Origin of the sequence: Chelativorans sp. (genome assembly GCF_031180965.1) — a bacterium.
Lineage (GTDB): Bacteria > Pseudomonadota > Alphaproteobacteria > Rhizobiales > Rhizobiaceae > Chelativorans.
On record NZ_JAPSLH010000004.1, the window covers coordinates 1 to 23,651 of the forward strand.

At 64.7% G+C, this 23,651-nt stretch carries 20 protein-coding genes and 1 pseudogene; 2 read left to right on the plus strand and 19 right to left on the minus strand.

Going from position 1 to position 23,651, the window contains the following annotated elements; translation table 11 throughout:
- Positions 1-388 precede the first annotated feature (388 nt).
- The 19 genes and pseudogenes from RIN79_RS03995 to RIN79_RS04085 all read right to left on the minus strand — a co-directional run bounded on the left by RIN79_RS03995 (position 389) and on the right by RIN79_RS04085 (position 21,393).
- Complete coding sequence (locus tag RIN79_RS03995) at positions 389-1,471, minus strand: ABC transporter ATP-binding protein (RefSeq protein WP_309083334.1); 1,083 nt, start codon at positions 1,469-1,471, stop codon at positions 389-391.
- A 40-nt stretch (positions 1,472-1,511) separates the two neighbouring features.
- Entirely contained in the window at positions 1,512-2,390 is an 879-nt protein-coding gene (locus RIN79_RS04000; protein WP_309083335.1) for a carbohydrate ABC transporter permease, read from the minus strand.
- Positions 2,380-3,237, minus strand: a pseudogene (locus RIN79_RS04005) (carbohydrate ABC transporter permease); the annotation flags it as partial. The gene RIN79_RS04000 and the pseudogene RIN79_RS04005, both read right to left, overlap by 11 nt.
- 225 nt (positions 3,238-3,462) lie before the next feature.
- Positions 3,463-4,269, minus strand: a complete 807-nt coding sequence (locus RIN79_RS04010; RefSeq protein ID WP_309083336.1) for an NAD(P)-dependent oxidoreductase — start codon at positions 4,267-4,269, stop codon at positions 3,463-3,465.
- 26 nt (positions 4,270-4,295) lie between these two features.
- Positions 4,296-5,456 (minus strand): mandelate racemase/muconate lactonizing enzyme family protein, encoded by a 1,161-nt coding sequence (locus RIN79_RS04015; protein WP_309083337.1) that lies wholly within the window; start codon positions 5,454-5,456, stop codon positions 4,296-4,298.
- Positions 5,457-5,550: 94 nt separating this feature from the next.
- Positions 5,551-6,321: an ABC transporter ATP-binding protein gene (locus tag RIN79_RS04020; protein WP_375165871.1), complete on the minus strand. Its 771-nt coding sequence runs from the start codon at positions 6,319-6,321 to the stop codon at positions 5,551-5,553.
- Positions 6,321-7,109: an ABC transporter ATP-binding protein gene (locus tag RIN79_RS04025; RefSeq protein ID WP_375165872.1), complete on the minus strand. Its 789-nt coding sequence runs from the start codon at positions 7,107-7,109 to the stop codon at positions 6,321-6,323. The genes RIN79_RS04020 and RIN79_RS04025 overlap by 1 nt, the downstream gene beginning before the upstream one ends.
- Entirely contained in the window at positions 7,106-7,936 is an 831-nt protein-coding gene (locus RIN79_RS04030; RefSeq protein ID WP_309083338.1) for an ABC transporter permease, read from the minus strand. The genes RIN79_RS04025 and RIN79_RS04030 overlap by 4 nt, the downstream gene beginning before the upstream one ends.
- Positions 7,933-8,922, minus strand: coding sequence for an ABC transporter permease (locus tag RIN79_RS04035; RefSeq protein ID WP_309083339.1), 990 nt, complete (start codon positions 8,920-8,922; stop codon positions 7,933-7,935). Before RIN79_RS04035 ends, RIN79_RS04030 begins: the two co-directional genes overlap by 4 nt.
- Before the next feature lie 10 nt (positions 8,923-8,932).
- Complete coding sequence (locus RIN79_RS04040; RefSeq protein WP_309083529.1) at positions 8,933-10,486, minus strand: ABC transporter substrate-binding protein; 1,554 nt, start codon at positions 10,484-10,486, stop codon at positions 8,933-8,935.
- Between the two features lie 272 nt (positions 10,487-10,758).
- The gene (locus RIN79_RS04045) at positions 10,759-11,598 is read right to left on the minus strand and encodes an alanine--glyoxylate aminotransferase family protein (RefSeq protein ID WP_309083340.1); all 840 of its coding nucleotides are present in this window, start codon (positions 11,596-11,598) and stop codon (positions 10,759-10,761) included.
- Positions 11,550-11,951, minus strand: coding sequence for a hypothetical protein (locus RIN79_RS04050; RefSeq protein WP_309083341.1), 402 nt, complete (start codon positions 11,949-11,951; stop codon positions 11,550-11,552). Before RIN79_RS04050 ends, RIN79_RS04045 begins: the two co-directional genes overlap by 49 nt.
- A gap of 21 nt (positions 11,952-11,972) precedes the next feature.
- Entirely contained in the window at positions 11,973-12,323 is a 351-nt protein-coding gene (locus RIN79_RS04055; protein WP_309083342.1) for a RidA family protein, read from the minus strand.
- Between the two features lie 24 nt (positions 12,324-12,347).
- The gene (gene ilvD / locus RIN79_RS04060) at positions 12,348-14,183 is read right to left on the minus strand and encodes a dihydroxy-acid dehydratase (protein WP_309083343.1); all 1,836 of its coding nucleotides are present in this window, start codon (positions 14,181-14,183) and stop codon (positions 12,348-12,350) included.
- Positions 14,184-14,341: 158 nt separating this feature from the next.
- Positions 14,342-15,892: a SpoVR family protein gene (locus RIN79_RS04065; RefSeq protein ID WP_309083344.1), complete on the minus strand. Its 1,551-nt coding sequence runs from the start codon at positions 15,890-15,892 to the stop codon at positions 14,342-14,344.
- Between the two features lie 5 nt (positions 15,893-15,897).
- Positions 15,898-17,211: a YeaH/YhbH family protein gene (locus tag RIN79_RS04070; protein ID WP_309083345.1), complete on the minus strand. Its 1,314-nt coding sequence runs from the start codon at positions 17,209-17,211 to the stop codon at positions 15,898-15,900.
- An 18-nt stretch (positions 17,212-17,229) separates the two neighbouring features.
- Entirely contained in the window at positions 17,230-19,179 is a 1,950-nt protein-coding gene (locus RIN79_RS04075; protein WP_309083346.1) for a PrkA family serine protein kinase, read from the minus strand.
- 338 nt (positions 19,180-19,517) lie between these two features.
- On the minus strand, positions 19,518-20,381 hold the full coding sequence (locus tag RIN79_RS04080; protein ID WP_309083347.1) for a DMT family transporter: 864 nt from the start codon (positions 20,379-20,381) through the stop codon (positions 19,518-19,520).
- Between the two features lie 127 nt (positions 20,382-20,508).
- Positions 20,509-21,393, minus strand: a complete 885-nt coding sequence (locus RIN79_RS04085; protein WP_309083348.1) for a lipid kinase — start codon at positions 21,391-21,393, stop codon at positions 20,509-20,511.
- Between the two features lie 276 nt (positions 21,394-21,669).
- Between RIN79_RS04085 and RIN79_RS04090 the strand changes: the two genes are divergently transcribed.
- A complete protein-coding gene (locus RIN79_RS04090; protein ID WP_309083349.1) occupies positions 21,670-23,085 on the plus strand; it encodes a mannose-1-phosphate guanylyltransferase/mannose-6-phosphate isomerase in 1,416 nt (471 codons plus the stop codon).
- Between the two features lie 226 nt (positions 23,086-23,311).
- Entirely contained in the window at positions 23,312-23,644 is a 333-nt protein-coding gene (locus RIN79_RS04095; protein WP_309083350.1) for a hypothetical protein, read from the plus strand.
- Positions 23,645-23,651: the final 7 nt, after the last annotated feature.

A 23,651-nucleotide genomic window follows, 5' to 3' on the forward strand; every position in this document is an offset into this window, starting at 1 on the left:
AGCATGCCTCCAGGTACCGATCCCTGGAGGGGGAGGTTGCCGCCGCTCTCCCGAACACCCGGTGCGCATCCGGTTCCCGCAAGAGCGATGGGACGGATTGTAAGAGCGCTGCCGGGGGTGGGGATAAATTTTCCGGCGAAAAAATGCAGAAATCGTGCAGAAGCTTGTTTTTGCTGCGGATTATTTTTGCGCGCTGGAGCGGCGGGGCCGATTCGATCCACACTTTGAAGGTTCCAAGAAGCGACCGCCGTCCTCTTGAGCACCCCTCTCCGTCTCGGCTTCGCCTCGACACCTCCCCCACTCCCGTGAGGGAGGATGGGCCGGCAGCGATGCCGGAGTACGGCTCGCGGGAGCCGACTCTCCGGAGCCAACTCGCGGAAACCGTGGCCTAAAGCGCCCGCTCCTCGGCGTTGAAGACATGCGCGCGGGCCGGGTCGAACCAGGCCACGTGCTTCGTCCCCGGAAAGAGCTCCTGCTGGCCGTCGAGCGCCAGGATCACCGGCTGGCGGTCCGCCGTGGTTGCATAGGCCATGGTCTGGTTGCCGAGATTCTCGATCAGGTCGACCGTCACCTCGCCAAGGCTCACCAGGCCGGGGCGCTGGGCGAGGCCCAGATGCTCCGGCCGGATGCCGAAGGTCACGCGGTCGCCGTCCTCGCCCCCTTCAAGCGCGCGCCCGATTGCGATCCTTTCCTCCGCGAGCTGGATGCCGGCCTCGCCGCCATTGCGGAGGAGCTTTGCTTCCAGCATGTTCATCTTCGGCGAGCCGATGAAGCCGGCGACGAACCGGTTGCGCGGGCGGTTGTAAAGCTCGAGCGGCGCCCCGATCTGCTCGACCACCCCGTTGCGGAGCACCACAATCTTGTCAGCCATGGTCATGGCCTCGACCTGATCGTGGGTGACATAGATCATGGTGTTGCCGAGATTCTTGTGGAGGCGGGCGATCTCCACACGCATCTGCACGCGCAATTCGGCATCCAGGTTGGATAGCGGCTCGTCGAAGAGGAAGATTTTCGGCTCGCGCGTGATGGCCCTGCCGATCGCGACGCGCTGGCGCTGGCCGCCGGAAAGCTGCTTCGGGCGGCGCTGCAGCAAGGGCGTGATCTGCAGGATCTCGGCCGCGCGGCGCACGCGCTTGTCGATCTCGGCGCGCTTCATGCCCGCCGTCTCCAGCCCGAAGGCGAGGTTCTTATAGACGGTCATGTGCGGGTAGAGCGCATAGGACTGGAACACCATGGCGATGCCCCGCTTGGCGGGCGCCACGTCGTTCATGCGTTCCTGGTCCAGATAGAGGCTGCCGCCGGTGATCCGCTCAAGCCCTGCGATCATCCGCAGAAGCGTCGATTTCCCGCAGCCGGACGGACCCACAAAGACCACGAACTCACCCGGCTCGATGGAGATGTCGACGCCATGGATCACCTCCACGTCGCCGTAGCGCTTGTACACTTTCTGCAAGACGACACTGGTGGCCATTCTTACCTTCCGAACCGTTACCGATGTTCTTGTTGTCAGGTCAGCGTTTCATGCCGGTCGTGGCGATCCCCTCGATCAGCAGTCGCTGGAAGGCGAGGAAGAAGACGAAGACGGGCACGAGCGACAGAAGCGACATGGCGAACAGCCCGCCCCAATCGCTGTCGCCTGTGGAATCCACGAAGGAGCGCAGGCCGAGCTGGACCGTGTAGTTGCGGATATCATTGAGATAGATCAGCGGTCCGAAGAAATCGTCCCAGGTCCAGATGAAGGAGAAGATGGCTGCCGTGGTCAGCACCGGCAGGCTGAGCGGAAGCATGATCTTCCAGTAGATGCGCCAGGGCGAGCAGCCGTCCATCATCGCCGCCTCGTCCAATTCGCGCGGGATGCCGCGGAAGAACTGCACCATCAGGAAGATGAAGAAGGCGTCATGCGCCAGGAATTTCGGCACGACGAGCGGCAGGAAGGTGTTCACCCAATCGAGCTTCAGGAACAGCACATATTGGGGGATGAGCACCACATGATAGGGCAGCATGAGCGTGCCGAGCATGAGCGCGAACCAGAAGCGCTTGCCCCAGAATTCAAGCCGCGCGAAGGCGAAGGCGGCGAGCGAGCAGGAAAGCACGTTGCCGATCACCGAGAGGATCGCGATGACGAAGGAATTGGTGAAGAAACGGCCGAAGGGCAGCGACAGCGCGTACCAGCCGTCGATGAAGGAATCGAAGCTGATCGAGGAAGGCCAAAGGGAGGTGGAGCCGAAGATCTCGCTCTCGGGCCGCAGGGAGGCCGAGAGCATCCACAGGAGCGGGTAGAGCATCAGAATCGCGGCGGCGATCAGCGCCGCATGGATCAGCAGCGAGACAAAGGGATGCCGTTGCTCCTCGCGATCCTGTGGCGGCGCCGCAATGGCTTCACTCGTCATAGTGCACCCAGTATCTCGACGTGAGGAAGGAGAAGGCCGTGAAGAGGCCGATGATGGCGAGCAGGACCCAGGCGAGCGCCGACGCATAGCCCATGCGGAAATAGGCGAAGGCCTCCTGGTAGAGATAGAGCGAATAGAACAGGGTCGAGTTGATCGGCCCGCCGGTGCCGCCGGAAATGATGAAGGCCGGCGTGAAGGCCTTGAAGGCGTCGATGGTCTGGATCACCGCGTTGAAGAAGATCACCGGCGTCAGAAGCGGCAGGGTGACGCGGTAGAAGATGCGCCATTTCGAGGCGCCATCGAGACTTGCCGCCTCATAGACGTCCTGCGGAATCTGACGAAGACCGGCAAGGAAGATGATCATCGGCGAGCCGAACTGCCAGACCGACAGGATCACCAAGGTCCAAAGCGAATAGGTCGGCGTCGAAATCCAGCTCGGGCCCTCGATGCCGAAATTGGCAAGGAACGCATTGACCAGGCCATCGCGGGCAAAGAGCTGCCGCCACAGGACGGCGATGGCGACGCTGCCGCCAAGCAGCGAGGGCAGATAGAAGACGGCGCGATAGACGGTGAGCCCGTTGATACCCTTGTTGAGGGCCATGGCAACGAGCAGCGCGAAGACCAGCTTCAGCGGGACCGAGAAGATGACATAAAGGAAGGTGACCTGCATGGAGGTGGCGAATTTCGGGTCCGCCGTCAGCATGCGCACATAGTTCTGCGCGCCGATCCATTCGGGCGACGTCAGAAGGTCAAAATCCGTGAAGGAAAGATAGAGCGAAGCGAGCGCCGGCCCGATGGTGAGCCCCAGAAAGCCGATGAGCCATGGGAGCAGGAACATGTAACCGGGCGCACTGCCCATGATGGCCCTTTTGGCCGCACCCGGCGCGCGCGGCTCCGCCGCACTCATCAGGGTGCCAGGAATGGTTTCCGCCAATATGCACCCTCCCCTCGACAGGCCCCGGTCCGGGCCGCTCCTTGTTGGCCCCGGACGCTCCGAGGCATTCCAACGCTACAACTTTGTAAAGATAATTGTCAATTGCAACGGAGTGTGACGGAACCGGTCAGCGCCGGCTTAGCGCAGGAGCCATTCGCGGCGGCCAGTGAATTCGAAGGGCACGCGGTCCCCGCCCTGGAACTCGCGTTCCAGTTCATCCTCGGCGAGGATGTGCTCGACTTCGGCCGCGTAATCCTCCGCATTGTCGCGAGGCCGGTAGCCCAGCCTTTCCGCATTGGAATTGTCCCACCAGGAGCGGGTGTTGTTGGACACGCCATAGACGATCTCATGCACATAATCGGCGGCAAGGCCGACCTCGACCAGCCGCACCATGTCGGCGGGGGAGCACCAGGTGGCGAGCGCCCGGCGGTTGCGCGGCTTTTCCGTGAAGGAGCCAATGCGCATGCAGAAGCCGCGGACGCCGTGCTTCAAGGCGTAGTAGGCGGTGGCGTCCTCGCCGAACGCCTTGGTCAACCCGTAGACGGAATCGGGGCGGGCGGGGGTGAGGTGGGAGAGCTCGCGCCCGACGGGATACATGCCCGTCACATGGTTGCTGCTGGCAAAGAGCACGCGGTCGACCTTGTTGATCCGCGCGCCCTCCAGGAGATTCATCGTGCAGAGGATGTTGGTCTGCAAGAGCTCGGCCCAGGGGCCGTCGCTCGGGCGCCCGCCCATATGGACGACCGCATCGATCCCCTCGCAAAGACGCCGCACGCCCTCGCCGTCATTCAGATCGCATTGGACGGCCTCTTCCGAGGGATGCTCGGCGGAGAGCGGACGGATGTCCGACACGCGAAGCAGATCGCACTGGGGAGCAAGCGCCTTGCGCAGGACCGTGCCGATCCGCCCGGCAGCACCTGTGAGCAGCACGCGGGAACAACGCATTTGCGAAGCCTCCAGCCTGCCGGACGTCACGCGGCGAGCGCGCGCATCTCGGCAATGAGATCCGACTTGCCCTCAAAGCCGATGCCCGGCAGGTCCGGCAGGGTCACGTGGCCATCCACGACCTCGACCCCGTCCGGGAAGCCGCCATAGGGCTGGAAGAGATCCGGGTAGCTCTCATTGCCGCCCAGCCCGAGGCCAGCGGCGATGTTGAGCGACATCTGGTGCCCGCCATGGGGAATGCAGCGGCTGGGCGACCAGCCGGCTTTCCCCAGCTCCTCCAGGATGCGCCGGTATTCGCAGAGGCCGTAGGCCAGGGCGCAGTCGAACTGCAGGAAATCGCGGTCGGGCCGCATGCCGCCATAGCGCAGCAGATTGCGCGCATCCTGCTGGCTGAACAGGTTCTCGCCAGTGGCCATCGGGCCGTCGTAATAGTTGGCCAGGACCGCCTGGAGCCGGTAGTCGAGCGGGTCTCCCGCCTCCTCGTACCAGAACAGGGGATAGGCGGAGAGCATGCGGGCATAGCGGATGGCGGTCTCAAGGTCGAAGCGCCCATTGGCATCGACCGCAAGCTGCGCGCGGCCGTCGATCTCCTCCAGCACCGCCTCGATGCGCGCCTTGTCGTGCTCCAGGGACTCGCCACCGATCTTCATCTTCACGACCGTATAGCCGCGGTCGAGGTAGCCGCGCATCTCGCGGCGCAGCGCATCGAGATCCTTGCCGGGATAATAATAGCCGCCGGCTGCGTAGACGAAGACCTTCGGGTCCGCCTCCCGCCCCGCCCTTTCGGCCAGAAGGCGGAACAGGGGCTTTTCGGCGATCTTCGCCACCGCGTCCCACACGGCCATGTCGATCGTGCCGACAGCCACCGAGCGCTCGCCATGCCCGCCCGGCTTCTCGTTCGACATCATGGCCGCCCAGATGCGGTCGGGGTCCAGATCGCCGTCCTCGCCGAGGAGGCTTTTCGGCTCGGCCTGCAGGATGCGGTGACGAAAACGCTCGCGGATCAGCCCGCCCTGCCCGTAGCGCCCGTTGGAATTGAACCCGTAGCCGACCACCGGCCGGCCGTCGCGGATCACATCCGTGACCACGGCGACGAGGCTGCAGGTCATCTTGGAAAAGTCGATATAGGCGTTGCGGATCGGCGAGGCGATCGGCTTCGTCACTTCGCGAATCTCGACTATTCTCATAGGCAGATGATCCCTGGGTCTGACGCGGACGCCCTCCTATAGGGCAGAAATGTCAATTTGTCAGGCAAAAAGTCGGCGGGACAGCGCGCATCTGCTAACGGTGCAGCCTCGGCACGGCGGCGACCAGCGCCCTGGCGGTGGCCGAACCCGGCTCCCGGATGATGCCTTCCGTCTCGCCCATCTCGACGATACGGCCGGCGTCCATGATCGCCACGCGATGGGCGATGACGCGGACCACGGCAACGTCGTGCGACACGAAGATGTAGGACACGCCGTCCGTCTTCTGGATTGCCGCGAGCAGTTCGAGGATGCGGCCGCGCACCGAAACGTCGAGCGCCGAAACGGCTTCGTCGAGCACGATCAGCGAGGGGTTCGTCGCCAGCGCACGGGCAATGGCGACGCGCTGGCGCTGCCCGCCGGAGACCTCGTGGATGGCGCGGGGGGCGAGATCGGGGGAGAGGCCGACGCGCTCCAAAAGCTCGCCGACCCGCCGCGGCCGTTCCGCGCGGCCGGCGGTGCCGTGAATGCGCAGGGGATCGGCGAGCGCGCTTGCGATGGTGGCGCGGGGATTGAAGGCGGCGAGCGGGTCCTGAAAGACCATCTGGACGCGCGCGCGCCGCTCGCGCAGCGCCTTCCCGCGCAGGGCCAGCCAGTCCTCGCCTTCCATCTCGATGCGGCCCGACTCGGGCGCGACGAGGCGCAGGAGCACGCGCGCAAGGGTGGACTTGCCGCTGCCCGACGGGCCGACGAGGCCCAGCGTCTCGCCGCGGCCGAGGGTGAGCGACACATCGTCGAGCGCGGTGACCCGCCGCCCGCCGCTGCGGAAGGTTTTTGCGAGATTTTCGACGGCGAGGAGCGGCTGCATCAGGCTGGCTCGATCAGCCGGGGCGAGGCGAAGTCGATATGCGCCGCGATCAGCGAGCGCGTATAGGCCTGCGCGGGCTTGGCAAGGATTTCGCGCGTCGCGCCCGCTTCCACCAGCGCCCCGTCGCGGAAGACGGCGATCCTGTCCGCAAAACCCGAGGCAAGGCCAATATCGTGGGTAATGAAGACGAGGGTCATCCCCTCCTCCCGCACCAGCCCGTCCAGCAGGCGGACGATCTCGGCCTGCACGACCATATCGAGCGCGCTGGTGGGCTCATCGGCGATAAGCAGTCTTGGCCTGGCGGCGATGGCGCAGGCGATCGCTATTCGCTGGCGCTGGCCGCCGGAGAACTGGTGCGGGTAGCCGCGCAGCGCGGCCTCGGGATCGGGGATGCGCACCCGCTGCAAGAGCGAGAGCGCCCGCTCCAGGCCGGCAGAGCGGCCGAGCCCCAGATGACGCCTCGCCCCTTCGGCGACCTGCTCGCCGATGCGCATCACCGGGTTGAGGCTCGAGCCCGGATCCTGGAAGACGAACCCTACATCGCGCCCCGCGACCGGAGCGCGCGCGAGGCCCGGCCAATCGATCCTTCCGGCCAGGCGTGCCTGCGGCGGAAGGATGCTTGCCAACGCTAAAGCGAGCGTCGTCTTGCCCGAGCCGCTCTCCCCGATAATCGCCAGCCGCTCGCCCATGGCGATGTCGAGGTGGACCTCGCGCAGGGCAAAGGCCGTCCGGCCGGCGGTGGGATAGGAGACGGACAAGCCGCGAAGCTCGGCCAACAAGGAGGTCACTGGCGCCTCCTCTTGCGGGCGAGCGCCTCCACAAGCCCCTCGCCCAAAAGGTAAACGCCGAGAACCGTCAGCACGAGGCCGAGGCCTGGAACGATGGAGAGGAAGGGCGCGGTGCGCAGTACGTTGCGGCCTTCGGCGATCATGGAGCCCCAGGTCACCGTGTTGGGATCGCCGAGCCCGAGAAAGGAAAGCGCCGCCTCCGTCAGGACCGCACCGGCGACGATCACGGAGGTAAGGGCCAGCACCGGCGGAAGCGCATTGGGCAGCACTTCCTTGAAGGCGATCTCCAGCGGATGCATGCCGATGACGCGCGCCGCCGCCACATAGTCGCGCTCGCGGATGGACAGCACCTCCGCGCGCGCGAGCCGGGCGGCGCCCGTCCAGGCTCCGAGGGCGATGGCAAGCACGATGACCGGGAGAGACGCGCCCACCACACTGACGAATGCGAGGGCGAGCAGGAAGGGCGGGACGATCTGGAACGCGTCCACCACGCGCATCAGCGCCTCGTCGAGCCAGCCCGCGGCGAAACCCGCCAGGGTCCCGATCACAGCTCCCGCGGCGAGGGCGACGACGGCGGCGGAAATCCCGACCAGCAGGGATGTGCGCGCGCCATGCATCAGCCCGGCGAGGACATCGCGGCCCAGGCGATCCGTGCCGAGGGGCAACGACCAGTCGGCGAAGGGCGGAATAAGCGGCCGGCCGACGATCGACAGCGGATCGCGCGGAAAGAGGACCGGCGCCAGCAGCGCCATAGCGAGAAGGCAGGCGAGCAGGAGCAAGCCCGCCACGCCCTCCGGGGAGCGCAGGAAACGCGCAAGAAAGCTCATGAAGCGGGCTCTCCGGCGCCCACACGCGGATCGAGGGCCGCATAGGCCAGGTCGACGAGCAGATTGACGAGGACGACCAGCACGGCGCTGCTTACGATGATGCCCATCAGGAGCGGCGCGTCGCGTGCGGCCACGGCTTCATGAGCCAGACGGCCGAAACCGGGGATTGCGAACACGCTTTCGATGACCACGCTGCCGCCCAGCATGGTGGCCGCCTGAAGGCCGAGCATGGTGACGAGCGGCAGGAGCGCGTTGCGCGCGACGTGGCTGAGCACAATGCGCGATCGCGCGAGGCCTTTCGCGCGCGCCGCGAGCACGAAATCCTGCCGCCAGACCTCGGCCATGCCCGCACGCATCATGCGCAGAAAGAGGGCCAGGTAGATGAAGCCGAGCGCGCAGACAGGCAGGACCAGATGCCTGCTGATATCGAGCGCGCGGTCAAGACCGGTCTTTCCGGAGGCGATCGTCTCAATGCCGGCAGTCGGGAACCAGCGAAGCTGCACGGCGAAGATCAGGCTGAGGACCAGCCCCAGCCAGAAGCTTGGGACGGCATAAAGCGCAAGGGAGCCGATGGACAGGACGCGATCGGCGGCGCTGCCCGGCCGGGCGCCCGCCAGGATGCCGAGCAGCGTACCGAGGGCAAAGGCCATGGCGGTGGCGCTGCCCATTAGCCACAAAGTGTTGGGCAGCCTTTCGAGAATGAGGTCGAGGATTGGACGGTTGAATGCCACCGACCAGCCGAGATCGAGGCGCGCTAGCGAGGAGGTATAGAGCCAGAGCCGGTGGAGGGGAGACCGATCAAGCCCGTAGCTCTCGCGCAGGGACCGGGCGAGTTCGGCATCGCCGCCGCCGAGCGAGACCAGATAGGCGTCGACCGCGTCGCCCGAAGCGAGCTCCAGCAGGAAAAAGGTCCCGACGACGACGATCAGCAGCACGGGAATGCTGCTGACCGCCCGCCGTCCGACCAGCTTCAGGGCCCGATTCATGCGCTCCGTTTCAGGGCTGGATCGCCGTATCGGCCCAGTTGGACACCACCCAGCGCGGATTGTTCGCGATGTTGAGGATATTGTCCCGCGCCACGCTGGTGAAGGTCCATTCCGCGACATTGATGAGCGGCAGGTCTTCCGCCACCAGACGCTGGAAATCCTTGTAAAGGGCGATGCGCTCCTCCGCATTCACGGTCGAGGCCGCCTTGTCGATCAGCGCGTCGAGCTCGGCATCGGCATAGCCGCCCTGGTTTGAGAACGGGACGCCCTCGGGAATGCCGGACTTGACGAGGATGGTGGTCGAGATCGCCGGATCGTCGCGGAAGACCGGGGATCCCACGGCGAGATCGAAGTCGTGATCCGTATAGACCGCCTTCAGATGGGCCGGCGTATCATTGTTGACCACCTGCACGTCAATCCCGACTTCGGCAAGGGCCTGGCGCAGATAATCGCCGAACTGCCGTGTCTCGGTGAAGAAGGGCGCCGGCAGGAGCCGCAGCGAAAAGCGCGTGCCGTCCTCCTTGCGCGCATAGCCTGCTTCGTCCAGCAGCGCGTTGGCCTTGGCGACGTCAAAGCCGTAGGCCGGTACGTCGGGCGTATAGAACTCGGTGGCATTCTTCGGCACAGGCCCGGTCGCCGCCTGCGCATAGCCGAGGAAGATCGTGTCCACCACGAATTTCCGATCGATCGCATGGGCGATGGCCTGGCGCACCTTGGGATCGGCCAGGATCTCGTTGCGGTGGTTGATCTCGACCACCAGCTGATAGGTGAGATCCTCGTAGCCCTTGGTGACTACGGTGAGGCCCGGCACCTGCGAGATGCGCTCGAGGTCGACCAGAGGCACCTGGGAAAAGGCGGCAAGCTGTATCTCATCGGCCTCCAGTGCCGATGCGGCCGCCGCCCGGTCCGGCAGGATGCGGTAGATGATCTCGTCCAGCTTCGGCTGGCCTTCGTTCCAGTAGTCGTCATTGCGCACGAGACGATAATATTCGCCCGGCCGGTGCTCGGCGAATTTGAACGGGCCGGTGCCGATCAGCTGCGCGTTGGCCGGATTGGCCGCGATATCGGTGCCCTCATAAACGTGCCTCGGCAGCACGCTGGTGACTGCCGGCAGGGCCTTCAGGATCATCTGCGGCGGCGTGGGAGCGGAGAATTTGAAGACCGCCGTGTGGTCGTCCGGAGTCTCCACATCTTCGAGATTGGCGAAGACGGTGCGACCGAGATTCTGCAGCGGCTTCCACACCTGCAGGGCTGAAAATGCCACGTCGGCAGAGGTGAAGGGCTTGCCGTCATGCCAGGTGACGCCCTCGCGGAGCTTGAAGGTGATGGAGCGCCCGTCATCGGCCGCCTCCCAGCTCGTCGCAAGGCGCGGCTCCAGCCCGTCCTCGTCGTACGACGCTTCGGCCAGCGGCTCGATCACCTTGCTGGCGATGAAGAAAACTCCGTTCGACGCGACAATGGCCGGATTGAGACTGCGCGGTTCGGAGTCGGCGGCGACGACCAGCCGGCCGCCGCTGGGCGTCTCCTGGGCGACCGTTTCAGCCGGAAGGACGGCGAGCCCCATCAACAGCGCCGCCGGAGCCAAAAAAGCCCGGTGGAAATCCGAGAAACTGAACATTCGAGACCCCTCTCCTACCATGGTCCGCTACGGACCGTACGTTGCCTGGACGCCGCTGGCGGCACAGATGCCGTATGTCGCGCCTTCGCGACCTTGTCCGCGACGGCGAATGTACCAAAATCCGGCGGGGCGCAGCCAAGTTTTTCCATGAGCCGAGCCGTTGCGGGAATGGCGTTGAGCAGAGACGCCAAAAACCCCCTCCGCACCGGCGGCCGCCACTATCCGGCGGCCTCGATCACGTCCATGGCCGCCTCGACGGCCTTGCCGGCCTCCGCCTCGTGTCCCAGCGCGCGGAGCGCGCCGGCAAAGGCGGTAAGTGCGGCGACGGCATAGATCGGCTGCGCCGTCGGCCCCATATGGCCGATGCGCGTCAGTTTCCCATCCGTCGCGCCCCGGCCGCCGGAGAAGACGACACCGTAGCGCTCGCGCGCGGCTTGCCTCAGCGCCTTCTCGTCGAGCCCCGCGGGAGTGCGGACCGCCGTTGCCGTCGGCGAGGCGATCGCCTCGCGCGCGGGCCACAAGGAAAGCCCCATTGCCTTGATGCCCGCCCGCGTGGCCCGCGCGGTAAGGTCATGCCGTGCCCAGACCTTTTCCGGACCCTCGGCCAGATAAAGATCGAGCGCCGCGTCGAGCCCGTTGACGTCGGCCAGCAGGGGCGTGGAGGGAAAGGTCTTTTCACGCGACCAGGCGTGCTCCCAGTCGAGGATGCTCAGCACCGAGGCGCGCGGAGCGGCGGGGTTGGCCTTCATCTTTTCCCATGCGCGGTCGCTTACGCCGAGGAGCGTGAGGCCGGGAGGGGCGCCGAGGCACTTGCCGGGACCGGTGACGTAGATGTCGGCGCGGCAATCCTCCGGATGCGTGTCCATGCCGCCGAAGGAGGAGACGGCGTCGACGATGAGATAAGCGCCGTGGGCCGCCACGAGCGCGCCGATCTCATTGATCGGATTGATCGTCCCCGAAGGCGTGTCATGGTGACAGACGCTGACCACGCTGATCTCGGGGTGTTTCTTCAGCATGTCCGCGACCGCCTGCGGATCGACCGCCTCGTTATAGGGCACCTCGATCTCGAGCAGGTTGGGCGAATGGCGCTTCGCCCAGAGCCGAATCCCTTGCCGTAGACGCCGGAGGCAAGGTTGAGCACGGTGTCCCCGGGCGCGATCAGCGAGGCGGCGGCCGCTTCCAGCCCCAGGATCGGCTCACCCTGGAGGATGACCGGGCGGGTGGATAGGCGCATGGCGCGCTGCGCCTTTTCCACCACTTTCTCGTAAAAGGCCTGGAAGGTGGGGTCGTAATCGTAGGGGACGGCTCTCGCCAGGCCGCGCAGCACCTCCGGATAGGGGCTCACAGGGCCGGTGGTGAGCGCAATGACCGGCTGGTCGTCATTCGAATAGCGCATGCTTCCCCCAGCCATCCCCGGCCGGCGCTCCGCCCGTCACTGCGGAAGAGCGGCGACGCAGACGATCTCCACCCGAATGCCGGGATGCGCCAGGCGCGCCTCGACACAGGCGCGGGCCGGCGGATTCTCCGGATCGATCCAGCGGTCGTAGACGGCGTTCATGCCGTTGAAGTCGGTTATATGCGCCAGATAGACCGTGGCCGACACGATGTGCGACTTGTTCGCGCCCGCAGCGGCCAGGAGGCCGTCGATCTTGGCGAGCACCTGCCTGGTCTGGGTCTCCAGGTCAGCCTCGAAATCGTCCGGCACCTGGCCCGCCAGAAAGATCATGTTGCCGGCCTTCACGGCCTGGCTCATGCGCGGACCTTTTTGAAAACGCTCGATCATCGTCCCGTCCCTCGTAAAACTTTGCTATTCCGGCAATATGCGGACCGCGCCCTTGTCGGCGCTGGCGGCGAAGGCCGCATAGGCCTTCAGCGCGGTGGTGACCCGGCGCTTGCGGTGTTCCGCCGGGTTCCACCCCTTGGCGTCCTGTTCGGCGCGACGGCGCGCGATCTCCGCATCGTCCACGGCAAGATGGATGCGCCGGTTCGGAATGTCGATCTCGATCATGTCGCCCTCCCGGACGAGGCCGATCAGCCCGCCATTGGCCGCCTCCGGCGACACATGGCCGATGGAGAGGCCGGAGGTGCCGCCGGAAAATCGTCCGTCCGTCACCAGCGCGCAGGCCTTTCCGAGGCCCTTCGCCTTCAGGTAACTGGTGGGATAAAGCATCTCCTGCATGCCCGGGCCGCCGCGCGGTCCCTCGTAACGGATCACCACCACGTCGCCCGCATTGATGTTGTTGGACAGGATCGCCTGCACGGCCGAGTCCTGGCTCTCAAAGACGCGCGCCGGACCGGTGAATTTCAGGATCGATTCGTCGACGCCAGCCGTTTTCACGATGCAGCCGTCCGGCGCCAGATTGCCCTTCAACACGGCAAGGCCACCGTCCGTCGAGAAGGGGTGCTCCGCGCTGCGGATCACGCCTGTCTCGCGGTCGAGGTCGAGCTCGTCCCAGCGCCGGTCCTGACTGAACGCCGTCTGGGTGGGCACGCCGCCGGGGGCGGCAAGGAAGAAATCGCGCACCTTCTGGCTTTTCGTCCGGGCGATATCCCAATGCTCGATCGCCTGGCGGAGCGTGGCGGCGTGAACAGTCGGGAGATCGGAATTGATGAGGCCGGCGCGCTCAAGCTCGCCCAGGATGGCCATGATCCCGCCGGCGCGGTGCACATCCTCCATATGGACATCGGACTTGGCCGGCGCGACCTTGCAGAGCACCGGCACGCGCCGGGAGAGGCGGTCGATGTCCTCCATGGTGAAGGGGACCTCGGCCTCGTGCGCGGCTGCGAGCAGGTGCAGCACGGTGTTGGTTGAGCCGCCCATGGCGATGTCTAGCGTCATCGCATTCTCGAAGGCGGCGAAGCTGGCTATCTGCCGCGGCAGCACGCTGTCGTCTTCCTGCTCGTAGTAGCGGCGGGCGAGATCGACGATGAGGTGCCCCGCCTCGACGAAGAGGCGGCGGCGATCGGCATGGGTGGCGAGCGTGGAGCCATTGCCCGGCAATGCCAGGCCGAGCGCCTCGGTGAGGCAATTCATGGAATTGGCGGTGAACATTCCCGAACAGGAGCCGCAGGTCGGGCAGGCGGAGCGCTCGATCACCTGCACGTCCTCGTCGCTCACCCGATCGTCGGCGGCGGCGACCATCGCGTCGACGAGGTCGAGCGCCTTCGTCTGCCTGGAAAGGACGACCTTGCCCGCCTCCATCGGCCCGCCCGAGACGAAGACCGCGGGGATGTTCAGCCTCAAGGCCGCCATCAGCATGCCCGGAGTGATCTTGTCGCAGTTGGAGATGCAGACCATGGCATCGGCGCAATGGGCGTTGACCATGTATTCGACCGAGTCGGCGATGATCTCGCGCGAGGGCAGCGAATAGAGCATGCCGTCATGGCCCATGGCGATGCCGTCATCGACCGCTATGGTGTTGAACTCCTTGGCGACGCCGCCCGCCGCCTCGATCTCTCGCGCCACGAGCTGGCCCAGATCCTTGAGATGCACGTGGCCCGGCACGAACTGGGTGAAGGAATTGACGACGGCGATGATCGGCTTGCCGAAATCGCTGTCCTTCATGCCGGTGGCGCGCCAGAGGCCGCGGGCCCCGGCCATGTTGCGGCCATGGGTCGTTGTGCGTGAGCGATATGGGGGCATTGCTGTTCCAGTCTCGGGATTTGTCGGTGGCCGGCCGCCTCCGTCGCGGCAGCCTTGGCGGCCGGAAAGATGCATACAACTTCCAGCGCGCAAAAGGCAAGGCAAGGCGAGGCAGCCGCTCCGGGCGCGCTGGAGGGGTTCTTCAGAGAGGCAAAGGCTCAATCGGCCGAAGCGGTGCGCTCGTAGAGGGTCGCGCCGGTTTCCGAATCCACCCCGGCAAGGCTCACATCATAGCCCCAAAGCCGGCAAACGTGGCGGAGGGTGGCATCACGGCTCTGCTCCTCCAGCAGCACACCACTTTTCACATTGTGCTGCAGGCGCAGGTGCCGGTCGCCCAGGAGATCGACATCGACCACCTGGATGTCCGGCTGGTTGACGCCGATGTCGTAGCTGCGCGCCAGCGCGGCGCGGATCCCCTCATAGCCGCGCTCGTTGTGAATGGAGGCGACCTCGCAATAGGGGTCCTTCGACTTGTCCTTCAAGAGGAAGAGGCGGAAATTGCGGATCAGGGCCGGGCTCAGATACTGCAGGATGAAGGACTCGTCGCGATGGTTCGCCCAGGCGTCGAGCAGCGTCTCGCGCCAAGCGCCGGTGCCGGCGATGTCCGGGAACCAGTCACGATCCTCGGCGGTCGGATCATTGCAGATGCGCTGGATGTCCTGCATCAGGGCAAAGCCCAGCGCGTAGGGGTTGATGCCGGGGAAGCGGGGATCGTCGAAGTCCGGCTGGAAGACCACATTGGTGTGGCTCTGCAGGATCTCCAGCATAGGGCCTTCACCGATCCTGCCCTGATCGTAGAGCCGGTTCATGATGTAGTAGTGAACGAAGGTGGCGCAGCCCTCGTTCATCACCTTGGTCTGGCGCTGCGGGTAGAAATACTGGGCGATCACACGCACGATGCGCAGGATCTCGCGCTGCCAGGGCTGCAGGACGAGGCTGTTCTTCTCGAGGAAATAGAGCAGGTTCTCGTCCGGCAGGTTGAGCCGCTTCTTGCGCTCGGCGACCTCCTGCTCGACCTCGTCCGAAATCTCGTCCGAAGTCCGGGCCGGCAGGGTCCGCCAAAGATCGCTATAGGTCTGCTCCTCGTATTCGAGGCGCTCGCGCGCCCGCTCCCGCTCCTTCTCCGAGGAGAGGCGCGGCGGGCGGCGGTAGCGGAAGACGCCCTGATCCATCAGCGCGTGGGCGGAATCGAGGATCGCCTCGACGGCAGCGGTGCCGTGCCGCTCCTCGCATTTGGCAATGTATTTCTTGGCGAACTCCATATAGCTCAGAATGGCGTTCGCCTCGGTCCACTGCCGGAACAGATAGTTGTTCTTGAAGAAATGGTTGTGCCCGAAGGAGGCATGCGCGGTCACCAAGGCCTGCATGGCCATGGTGTTCTCCTCCATCAGATAGGCGATGCAGGGATTGGAGTTGATGACCAGTTCGTAGGCCAGGCCCCGACGGCCGGAGCGATAGAGGTTCTCCTCGAAGACGAAGCGCTTGCCGAAGGACCAGTGCTGGTACATCAACGGCATGCCGACGGAGGAATAGGCGTCGAGCATCTGCTCGGAGGAGATGATCTCGAGCTGGTTGGGATAGACGTCGAGCTTCAGCTCATCGAGCGCGATCTTCTCGATCGCGTCATAGGTGCGCGACAGCGTGGCGAAATTCCAGTCCGAGCCCGTGAAGAGGAGCCCGGAATCTGCGCTCTTGCTTGTGACCGTCATTTTCGTCACCTGCGCGCTGCTCCGGCAGGCTGCCTGGCGAAGAGCCGGCGGAAGACCGGGTAGATGTCGGCGGGCCGTGCGATTCTCGTCATCTGGAAATTCGGCCATTTCTCGCCGACCGAGCGATAGGAGCGCCAAAGGGAGGTGCCATTGTCGGTGGAGCCGAAAATCTCCGTTTCCCGCTCGTCGATGATTTCCACATAGGCATAATACTGGCAGAGCTCCATGAGCTCATTTCTGAGCAGGGCGGCGCAGCGCTCTGAGTCGCCGGCGATGTTGTCGCCGTCGGACGCCTGCGCGGCATAGATGTTCCACTCCCGGGCCGGATAACGCTCCGCGATGATGCGCTGCATCTCCTCGAGGGCGGTTGAGACGACGGTGCCGCCGCTCTGAGTGGAATAGAAGAAGGTCTCCTCGTCCACCTCGCGAGCCTCGTGGGTGTGGCGGATGAAGACGATATCGATGCGTTCGTAACGGCGCTTCAGGAAGAGATGGAGGAGCACGAAAAAGCGCTTCGCCAGATCCTTCTCGCGTTCGCCCATGGAGCTGGAGACGTCCATCAGGCAGAACATGACGGCGCTGGCATTGGGCAGCGGCTGCGCCTCGAAGCGGTTGAAGCGGACATCGACCGGGTCGACATAGGGGATACGCTTTCGCCTGCGCTCCAGCCTCTCCCATTCCTGGCGCAGCGCTTCGATCCGCTGCTCGACGGCTTTACGATTGGGCTGGGCTTCCAGCTGCGCGATTTCGGCCGCCAGCCGCTCCACCTCCTCGCGCTTGGGCCTGTGCAGGGCGATCCGGCGCCCATAGCTGTTGCGCATCGTGCGGCCGACATTGATGTTTGTCGGGGAGCCGCTCGTGGCAAAGCCAGCCCGCCGGGGCTTGAAAGAGACAGCCTCCTTCAGGTTCAGCTTCACCATGTCGGGGAGCTCGAGGTCCTCGAAGAAGAGTTCGAGCACCTCCTCGCGTGAGAGCACGAACTGGAAATCGTCGTCGGCGCCGCCGCGGCCGCCCTCCGAGCCCGAGCCTCCGCCGCCAGATCCAGGCTTCGGCAGGCGGTCGCCGGGAGCAAATTCCTTGTTCCCGGGAAGGATGTATTGCCGTTCGCCGCTGGTCCGGTCGGGATGGAAGGTCGGCTCGCCGGTACCGCGGACCGGGACCGGGACGCGGTGCTCCGCATCCACATCCGCGATCCTGCCGGCCTTGACCTGCTCCTTGATGGTCCGCTTCAGCTCCTCCCGCGCCCGCTTCAGGAAGCGCTGCCTGTTACCCAGGCTCTTGTCCTTGGGGTTAAGCCGGCGATCGATGTAAATCGTCATCAGGGAACCCGCGCATCGTCAGCCCGCCTTGTTGACCCGCATATACCAGTCGACGAGCCGACGGACCTGCCGCTCGGTATAGCCGCGCTCAACCATGCGCTGCACGAATTCCGCATGCTGCTTCTCGGTCTGGGTGTCCTTCTTCGAACCGAAGCTTATCACCGGCAGGAGATCCTCGACCTGGCCGAACATTCGCTTCTCGATAACCTCGCGCAGCTTCTCATAGCTCGTCCAGGACGGATTTCGGCCATTGTTCTTGGCGCGCGCCCGCAGGGTGAACTTCACCACCTCGTTGCGGAAATCCTTCGGGTTGGCGATGCCGGCCGGCTTCTCGATCTGCGACAGCTCGCTGTCGAGGACCTGCCGGTTCAGGATCTGGCCCGTATCCGGGTCCTTGAAGTCCTGGTCCTCCAGCCACGCATCGGCATAGGCGATGTAGCGGTCGAAGAGGTTCTGCCCGTACTCGCTATAGGATTCCAGATAGGCCTTCTGGATCTCGTGGCCGATGAACTCGGCATAGCGCATCGCAAGCTCGGACTTGATGAAATCGAGATAAGTGGTTTCCTTCTCCTTCGGGAACTGCTCGCGCCGGATCGCCTGCTCCAGGATATACATCAGGTGCACGGGATCGGCCGCTACCTCCTTGGTGTCGTAGTTGAAGGTCTCCGACAGGACCTTGAACGCAAAGCGCGTGCTGACCCCGGTCATGCCCTCGTCGACACCCGCGGCGTCGCGGTATTCCTGCACGGACTTGGCCTTCGGATCGCTATCCTTCAGGTTCTCGCCGTCATAGACGCGCATCTTGGTGTAGAGCGGCGAGTTCTCGTGCTCGGTCAAGCGGGTGGCCACCGTGAAGCGGCTCAATATCTCCAGCACCTCGGGCGCGCAGGGATTGCTGGCAAGCTCGCTCTCGCGCAGAAGCTTCTCGTAGATCTGCTTCTCCTCGGTGACGCGCAGGCAATAGGGGACCTTCACCACCAGAATGCGGTCGAGGAAGGCCTCGTTGTTCTTGTTGTTCTTGAACTGCAGCCACTCGGATTCGTTGGAGTGCGCGACCACGATGCCCTGATAGGGGAAGGCGCCGAAATTCTCGGTGCCGTTATAGTTGCCTTCCTGGGTCGCGGTCAGCAGCGGGTGCAAGACCTTGATCGGCGCCTTGAACATCTCGACGAATTCGAGCAGGCCCTGGGTCGTGCGGTTGAGGCCGCCGCTGTAGGAATAGGCGTCGGGGTCCGCCTGGCTGTAATTCTCCAGCTGGCGGATATCCACCTTGCCGACAAGGGAGGAGACATCCTGGTTGTTCTCATCGCCGGGCTCGGTCTTGGCGATACCGATCTGGCGCAGCCGGGAGGGCATGAGCTTGACGACGCTGAACTTGGAGATGTCGCCGCCCTCCTCATCGAGGCGCTTTGCCGCCCAGGGAGAGATGAGGCCGGTCAGCCGGCGCCGGGCGATGCCGTATTTGTCCTCCAAAAGGTCGGCCATGCGGTCGGGATGGAAGAGGCCGAGGGGCGATTCGAAGATGGGGCTGATCTTGCCATTGACCGAGAGCGTATAGATCGGCCGCTGCTCCATCAGCTTCTTCAGCCGCTCGGCGAGGGAAGACTTGCCGCCGCCCACCGGGCCGAGGAGGTAGAGGATCTGCTTGCGCTCCTCGAGCCCCTGCGCGGCGTAGCGGAAGTAGCCCACGATCCGCTCGATCGTGTCTTCCATTCCGTAGAAATCGGCGAAAGCGGGATAGATCTTGATGGTCCGGTTGGAGAAAATGCGCCCCAGCCGCTCGTCCTTGCTGGTATCGATGAGCGTCGGCTCGCCGATCGCGTCCACCATCCGCTCGGCGGCGGTGGCGTACATGGACTTGTCGTCGCGACAGGCAAGCAGATATTCCTGGAGGCTCATCTCCTCCCGCGCGGTACTCGTGTAGATCTCCGAAAAAAGATCGAAGACGTCAGATTCTCTCCTTTGCATCGCACCTTCTCCCGACAGGCCCGGTTGGTTGCAACGGTGATCGTTGCCTGTCGGCTCCTGCCTGGAGGGAACGGCTTCCACCTGCCAAGGTTCCTTCACGGAACCTTGAAGAGAGCTTTCCGTGCATTGCCGAGAGCGACCACCATTAAAGAGACACTAACACGGCCGAAGGCGGCGGGCTCAACTATAAAATGCATCGGCGCCCGACGAGCGTGCTTGTCCCCCGTTATTGTGTTCACAGCCTTGTGCTGCTTCATGGGGACCGAGCTTAGGGGCAGATTTTGTCCGGAAGGAGGCTTGCTAGTCAGCCTTCTTCGCCGCCCGCCGCGAATCAGCGGCTACCGCGCCACCTTTCTGGCGCCGGCGACGCAGAGCACCACACCGATGGTGACGGCGAACATCAGCGGGCTCACCGCCTCTCCCAGGAGAAGGGCGGCCATGCCGAGCCCGAAAAACGGCTGGAGGAGCTGCAGCTGGCCGACCGCCGCTATGCCGCCCTGGGCAAGGCCCCGGTACCAGAAGATGAAGCCAATCAGCATGCTGAACAGGGACACATACGCAAGCCCGATCCAGGCCGGCTGGCCGACGCCGTTGAAGGAGGGCGGGAGGGTGACGACGACTAGAACGAGCATGACGGGCAGGGAGAGCACCAGGGCCCAGGAGATCACCTGCCAGCCGCCTAGCTTGCGGGAGAGCTTTGCCCCCTCGGCATAGCCGAGCCCGCAGACGATGATCGCCGCCAGCATCAGAAGGTCGCCGACGGGCGAGGCGGAAAGCCCCTGCGACAGGGCGAAGCCCGCGACCAACGCCGTGCCGAGGCAGGAGAACAGCCAGAATGCTGGCCGGGGCCGCTCCCCACCGCGGATGACGCCGAAAATCGCCGTGGCAAGCGGCAGGAGGCCGATGAAAACGATCGAATGGGCGGAGGTGATATGCTGGAGCGCGAGCGCGGTGAGCAGCGGAAAGCCCAGCACCACGCCAAAGGCGACGATGAGGAGGGAGACAAGGTCGCCGTTGGACGGCCGCTTCTCGCGGAAGAGGAAAAGCAGGGCGAGCCCGAGCAAGCCGGCGATGGCGGCACGCGCGACGGTCAGGAACACGGGGTCGAAATCCATCACCGCAACGCGGGTCGCCGGGAGCGAGCCGCTGAAAATCAGCACCCCCAGGAAGCCATTGATCCAGCCGCTTGCCGTCTTGTCCATTGCCAGCCCGCCATTCCGCATCCGGCGTAAAGTTTCCGGGCATCCATCACACAATCGGCCGCCCTTGTTGTGGACCAGGAACGGATTGCGTGCGGTACAAGGCAACAGGTTGTCGGGCTGGGCGGCGTCAATCAGGGGCGAAGACGGGGACCGCCCGCGGATGCACCTGGAAATGCGCGGGCGTCGAGGTGACGATCTCGCCATCCGCATTGACCGGCATCGGCCTGTCCGTCTCGATCTCGAATTCCACGCATCTGGCCGTGCGTACCTCCTCCCACGCGCCGTGCGTCCCGGAACGGAAGGAGCGCAGCATCAGCGCCAGCTTCCAGAGATTCGTCATCTCCAGGCTGTAGAGATCAAGATGGCCGTCATCTATCTCGGCATTCTCTTCGACCACATTGCCGCCGCCATAGTGCCGGCCATTGCCGACCGCGATCTGATAGGTCTTGACCCTGATCGACCTGCCCTTCTCCACGATGCGGGCGTTGAACGGTCTGGCCTTGGCGAGCACTTGCAGGGCCGCCACGGCATAGCCAAGCCGGCCGAAACGCTTCTTCAGAGCGGGATCGAGCCCCTGCGCGAGGTCGCTGCTGAGGCCGATGCTCGCTACATTGAAGAACGCGTGCCCATTCACCGTGCCCACATCGACCGGGCGGGTCTTGCCGCGAAGGATGACATCGGCCGCCTCCAGCAGGTCAAGCGGCATACCGAGCGTACGGGCAAGATCGTTCGCCGTGCCCATGGGAATGATGCCCATGGGCAGCTTGCTTTCCATGACGGCAAGCGCGGCGGAGGAAACGGAGCCGTCGCCGCCGCCAACCACGATGAGATCGGCGCGGTCGCGAAGACGCAGTATATCGCGTGCGATCTCTGGCAGCGCGTCGAAAGGCTCGACGGTGACGGAAAGGCCGCCGGCCTGGAGCCGCGCCATGATCGGCCCGATCGATTCCTGCCCGCGCCGCGCCCGGGTGTTGACGAGGAACAGCGCGCGCTTCTTGTTCACTCTGTCCATGCAGGAGCCCGTCACGATTTCAGCCGAGCGCAGATAGGGCGCTGACTGCGGGATTTCGACAGCAGCAGGTGCAGATTTCCAGGTCGCGCGGATTAAATCTTCGTAATGAGATCAGATCGCGGCAAGGGCTGAAGGGGAGCTTCCTTTAACCAGCACTGCTATCCCAAGTTGACACCGGTGGCCCCGCCGTATTTCCTCCGCGGGAGCAGAAGGGCCCGGACCGGAGGCACGCGAAAGCATCGCCGCCGGCCCGCAAGTTACGGACCGGACTTCGAGATGAACATCATTCCAGTCATCATCAGCGGCGGGGCCGGCTCGCGCCTGTGGCCGCTCTCGCGCGAGGCGCATCCGAAGCCGTTCATCCGCCTGCCCGACGGCAGCACCCTCATCGGCCGAACCTATGCGCGCGTGGCGGCGCTCGGCGTGGAGCGGGTCGTCACCGTCACCAACCGCGAGCTGCTCTTCCTCACCTCCGACGCCTATGCCGAGGCGAAGGCGCCGAAGCTGGACAACACCTTCCTGCTCGAGCCTTTCGGCCGCGATACCGCACCGGCCGTTGCGCTCGCCACGGTGCATGCCGCGGCGACGCAGGGGACCGAAGCGGTACTCCTGGTGCTGCCCGCCGACCATCTCATCCAGGACGAGCAAGCCTTTGCGACGGCGGTCGAACGGGGGGTGGCGCTCGCCCGGACGGGCCGCATCGTGACCTTCGGGATCGTGCCGGAGCGGCCGGAGACCGGCTACGGTTATATCGAGGTCGACGGCGAGGATGTGATCCGCTTCATCGAGAAGCCGAACGCCGAGAAGGCGGCCGAGTATGTCGCCAGCGGCCGCACCTACTGGAATTCCGGCATGTTCTGCTTCTCCGCCGCGACCATGCTGAAGGCGATGCAGGACCATTGCCCCGAGGTGCTCTCCGGCGCGCGCGCCGCCTATGAAGCGGCACGCAGGATCGAATCGGACGGCCGCACGGCCTACGAGGTCGACCGGCAGGCCTTCGGCGCCACGCCGGCCATCTCGGTCGACTATGCGGTCATGGAGAAGGCCGGCAATATCATCGCCTGCGTGCCCACCGATTGCGGATGGTCGGACATAGGATCCTGGGCGGCGATCTCCGATCTTGTCGCGGCCGACGAGAGCGGGAATCGCATCACCGGCGAGGCGGTGGTGGAAGGGGCGAAAAACTGCTTCGTCCACGCGGAAGACCGGCTGGTGGGATTGGTAGGGGTTTCCGATCTCCTCGTCATTGACACGCCGGATGCCCTCCTTGTCGCGCACAAGGACAAGGCGCAAGACGTCAAGCATCTCTATAACCGGCTGCGAAGCGAGGAGCACGAGGCCGCCAAGCTGCATCGCACGGCGCACCGGCCTTGGGGCACCTATACGGTGCTGGAAGAAGGCGATCGCTTCAAGATCAAGCGCATCGTGGTGAAGCCGGGCGCGCGGCTCAGCCTGCAAGCGCACCACCACCGTTCGGAACATTGGGTGGTGGTGAGCGGCACGGCGCGCGTGACCAATGGCGACAATGTCATCCTGCTCACCACGAACCAGTCCACCTATATACCCTGCGGGTTCAGGCACCGGCTGGAAAATCCAGGCATCCTGCCGCTGGTGCTGATCGAGGTGCAAAGCGGCGACTATCTCGAGGAGGACGATATCGTGCGCTTCGACGACGTCTACGGACGGCCATAGAGCGGAATGCGCTTACATACGTTCGCGCCTTCGCTCTATCTATTTGTTTCAGCCGCGTTTGTGCGGCGGCAAGTGATTCCACTTGCCTGCAAAATGCTCTAGCTCCCGCAGACGCATTCCTGTCTATCGCCCTCGCGAACATTTCCGGTGCATCGCCACAACCGCGCGCTATCGTTCCGGGACGGCTGCGTATATTTTGCCGCCGCCTGCCAAAGGAGGACGGCCCGTGACCCCGACGAGCATCGCGCTCCTGTCTCTCTCCACCCTGATGTTCATCGCCGCAGCCAGTTCGGCCAAGACCTGGGCGCTCTCGGCCAACAGCTGGTTTTGGCTGCTTTTGACGCTGGGGCTCTATACTATCGGCAATCTCATCATGCTGCGCCTCATCCGCGACATGGGCATGGCGGTGGCGCTCAGCCTTTCGGCGGTGGTCCAGCTCGTCGCCGTCAATCTCGTGGCGCTGTTCTTCTTCGGCGAGCGGGTGGCGCCCCTGCAGGGCGCCGGCCTTGTCCTTGCCGTGATCGCCATCGCCATGATCACGCTGCCGCAGGGGCCGTGATCGCCTG